Source organism: Calditrichota bacterium (genome assembly GCA_013151735.1).
Lineage (GTDB): Bacteria > Zhuqueibacterota > JdFR-76 > JdFR-76 > BMS3Abin05 > BMS3Abin05.
The window spans coordinates 6,766-10,198 of record JAADHR010000185.1; the positions used below are offsets into that span (position 1 = coordinate 6,766).

A 3,433-nucleotide genomic window follows, 5' to 3' on the forward strand; every position below is an offset into this window, starting at 1 on the left:
ATTGCCCGGTGGCTATTTCCTGAAAAGGACCGGACCGGCTCCTGATGAATGGTGCACGGCGCAAAAGCGTGAATAACCGATTTCTATTTTTCGCAAGACGAGACGTGTGACACACGGGATAGAAAAGCCTGACCCTAGATGATCGAAAAAGGGTCAAACTTTTTGGAGCGTTTTTTCGTCTTATAAGCGATTGTTTACAATTGAGCATGGCTTTTACTGATCGGACTCCGGAGGATTTTTTTGCAGGCTTTAACGGATTTGGAATTAATTGAATCGTTTAAACAGGGCGACATGCATGCATTTAATTTGCTGGTGTGGCGTTGGCAGAAACCGGTTTTAAATTTTCTCGTGCGATTTGTGGGCAACATTCCGGAAGCCGAGGACCTCGCGCAGCAAACGTTTTTGAAGGTGTTTAAAAAATTGCGGGGTTTGAAGGACCCCCGAAAATTCTCGCCGTGGCTTTACCGGATTGCTTCGAATCAGGCGAGGGACCATTTGAGACAACGAAAGAAGCGGGCTGCCGTTTCTTTGAATCGATCCATCGACGGAACGAGTGAAGGGGAAACACGTTTTGATCAGATTCTGGCGGATCCGACTATGCACAACCCCGAGCAACTATTGGATCAAAATCATTTACAAGTCGTTCTCAATCGAAGTTTACAGGAAATTAGCGAAGAACAACGAATGGTGATTATCCTGCGTTTTTACCAGGGATTGAAATTTCAGGAGATAGCAGACGTCTTAGATATTCCCGAAGGGACCGCAAAAACCCGTTTTTATTTTGGTTTGAAAGCTCTGCGAAGCGTTTTTAAGCGAAGAGGTTTGACAAAGGAGGTGTGGCAGGCATGACGTGTGAGGAAATGAAAAGTCTTTGGGGGGATTATTTATTGGGAGACGTGTCCCCGGAGCAAAAGAATAGACTCGAAGAACATTTACAGACGTGCAAGGCGTGTCAGGCCGATTTTCAGGAATTTAAAGAGACGCTCAAAGTCCTGGGGCATTGGCCCGATGTGGACCCCGCCCAAAAATGGGTGTTTGTCCCGGCTTTGGCCACGCAATCCCCGACGATTCGCGAAAAATGGTGGTCATTTTGGGAAAACTGGCGGCAGCCGGTTCGCTGGGCTGCGGCGTTTGGCGTGGTGATTTTGCTCATCCTGGGTATATCTAAAACCGAACTGTCTTATAAAAACGGCCGTTTTCAATTTGCCTTTGGGCAGCCGGTTTCCGAAGGAAAAATCACTGAACCCAATTGGGAGCCGATCCTCGATCGCTATCAGGCAAAAACCGCGGCCGTGGTCAGCCAATTGATTCAAGCCAGTGAAGCGCGACAGCAGAAAAACCTGCTTTTGGTAGTGGATCGGTTGAATCAACAGTGGTACCGGCAGCGCCAGAATGATTTAAGCCTGATTGCAACCGGTTTTCAAGCGCTAAAGGCCGAAAGTGAAAATCGTGCCATGGAGACCAGCCGGTTGGTGCAGTGGCTGGGTCAGCGGCAGGAAACGGCAAATCCGATTCATTCGCAAAAAAATTGAGTGGAGGGAAAATGGTCAAGAAATTGCTGACGTTGGGAGTCCTTTTTGCGATAGTCTTTTGGGTGGTTATTCCAAGTTTTGCTCAACAGAAAAAGAATATCCCCAATGCTGAAATTTCGGAGGAATTGGAAATTATGAAGGGGGTACTTAAGGAAATGCTTTCAGACAGCAAAAAAGATTTTTTCTCCTCCAACTCAATTGAAGGCATTTATTTACCCGATTACGGGATTGTTTTTGATGTAAAAGCGCCTAAAATCCAAATAGAGGCAATGAGGGCACAATATGAATTGCTCCAGTCACAGCAAAAAGCAATAAACGAGTCGCTGGAGGCAATACCCCTTGTGATTAAGGAAATGCAAGATGCGCTGCCCTCGGTTTTAAAGGAATTCAATAAGGGGGCAAAAAGTGATAGTCTCAGGCAGTTGTTGAAGAAAAAGAAACAAACTCTTCCCCGGCGTCTCGAAGAGATGAGAAAGGCAAACAGAGCGCGCCGTGCGGCGAAATTAGAAAAAATAAAAGCTGGAATTGAAAAGAATAAACAGAGCTTCAGGGAATTTCTGGAAGATTATGCAGATGTAGGCGATCTGCTGCTGCCAAAACAGAAAATTACTATTTTTTATGATTGGGATTTTGACTTGAATGACATTGCTGTTTTGATGCCAGCGGTGTTTACTGTAAAAAAATCGGATATTTTGAGCTTTCGCTCCGGCAAAATAACGGAGAGTCAATTCTGGGCGAAGGTTCAGAAGGGATCAAGACCTTCTGAAGAAGTCCAGAAGCAGTTGGAAATTATGAAACGGATTTTCAAAACCGGGTTGAAAACGGTGGTGAGCAATTCTTGGGGCATGGGGTCACTGGAAGCGCATGTGCTGCCCCGGTACGGTGTGTGGTTCAACATGGGAAACGCTCAACTGGGGCTACCCTCAATCCCGTTTTCTTTTGCTTCCGATAAATCAGTGCGGGCAAAAAGCAATGCAAAACAACAAAAAGCGGTTCGCAAATATTATGAGCGGATTATTCAACTCGTTGGCCAGTACGGTTTCAGTCTCCGCTTTTTAAAGCCGGAGGAATGGGTCGTTGTAACTTTTCACTCCAATGGCTTTTTAAATCGCTTGGGACCGGATCTTTATCTTTTACGCGTAAAAAAGGCGGATATTGAAGATCTGCACAAAAAGAACATCACATTCAGGGATTTTCAGAAGCGCGTGGAAGTACGTGAATTTAGATAAGTAAAGTCCCCCGATTCTCTTCAAGTCTCGCCGAGGGCGTTAGGTTCACGGGGAGATCCTTGGAGATCATTCCTTTTGACTTCGATAGGCACTAACTTTTCGGCTCTACTGGACTTTTCTTTCCAATGAAACAATTCAAGACAACTTGCCGGTTGAACCGTTAGGCCTTGTGTTTTCCCAAAAATCATTTGAATGGGTTGAATTTTCTGGCCCTTTTCATTGCCACGACCTTCAGAGGCTGTGTAAAAATGAAGTTATGAACCTATCGTCCCTAAGGGACTTTTTAAGGGTTCTTTTTTATTGGCTACAAACATGCCGTCCCTACGGGACTGTATTTAATGCTGTTAGTTTAGGATTGACCAATCCGTGTAGGAGAGCGCCGTTAGGTGCGAGATGTTTGTAGTGAATACGCAGCTTTATTAATTTAAGTGCCATAGGCACGAAAGATTAACAGATTGAAATTAGTGGAGTTGTTCAAAATTTAATACGTGTTAGATTGACGAAAATTACCGGCCCGTGGATTTCAGGCAATAATATGATTTGCGGTATTTTTACATAGCTTCTGAAGCTTGTGGCCATTCAAAAAAAATTAAAACCGTTGAAACGGTTTTTAATTCAAGATTATTCTCATAAAATCCCACGATTAAAATCGTGGGCTGCTTTTGGAATGAC

Annotated in this window: 3 protein-coding genes; all 3 read left to right on the forward strand. The window is 44.5% G+C overall.

The annotated features are described in order from the left end of the window. The first annotated feature begins 240 nt into the window (after nt 1–240). The 3 genes from GXO76_13030 to GXO76_13040 are packed head-to-tail and all read left to right on the forward strand — an operon-like array spanning nt 241 to nt 2,761. Complete coding sequence (locus GXO76_13030) at nt 241–849, forward strand: sigma-70 family RNA polymerase sigma factor (protein ID NOY78780.1); 609 nt, start codon at nt 241–243, stop codon at nt 847–849. Then, complete coding sequence (locus GXO76_13035) at nt 846–1,532, forward strand: hypothetical protein (GenBank protein NOY78781.1); 687 nt, start codon at nt 846–848, stop codon at nt 1,530–1,532. Before GXO76_13030 ends, GXO76_13035 begins: the two co-directional genes overlap by 4 nt. 11 nt (nt 1,533–1,543) lie before the next feature. After that, on the forward strand, nt 1,544–2,761 hold the full coding sequence (locus GXO76_13040; protein ID NOY78782.1) for a hypothetical protein: 1,218 nt from the start codon (nt 1,544–1,546) through the stop codon (nt 2,759–2,761). Nucleotides 2,762–3,433: the final 672 nt, after the last annotated feature.

Bases quoted from the DNA above. Each gene is read 5' to 3' on its own strand.
- GXO76_13035 (NOY78781.1), top strand. From the start codon at position 846: ATGACGTGTGAGGAAATGAAAAGTCTTTGGGGGGATTATTTATTGGGA.
- GXO76_13040 (NOY78782.1), top strand. From the start codon at position 1,544: ATGGTCAAGAAATTGCTGACGTTGGGAGTCCTTTTTGCGATAGTCTTT.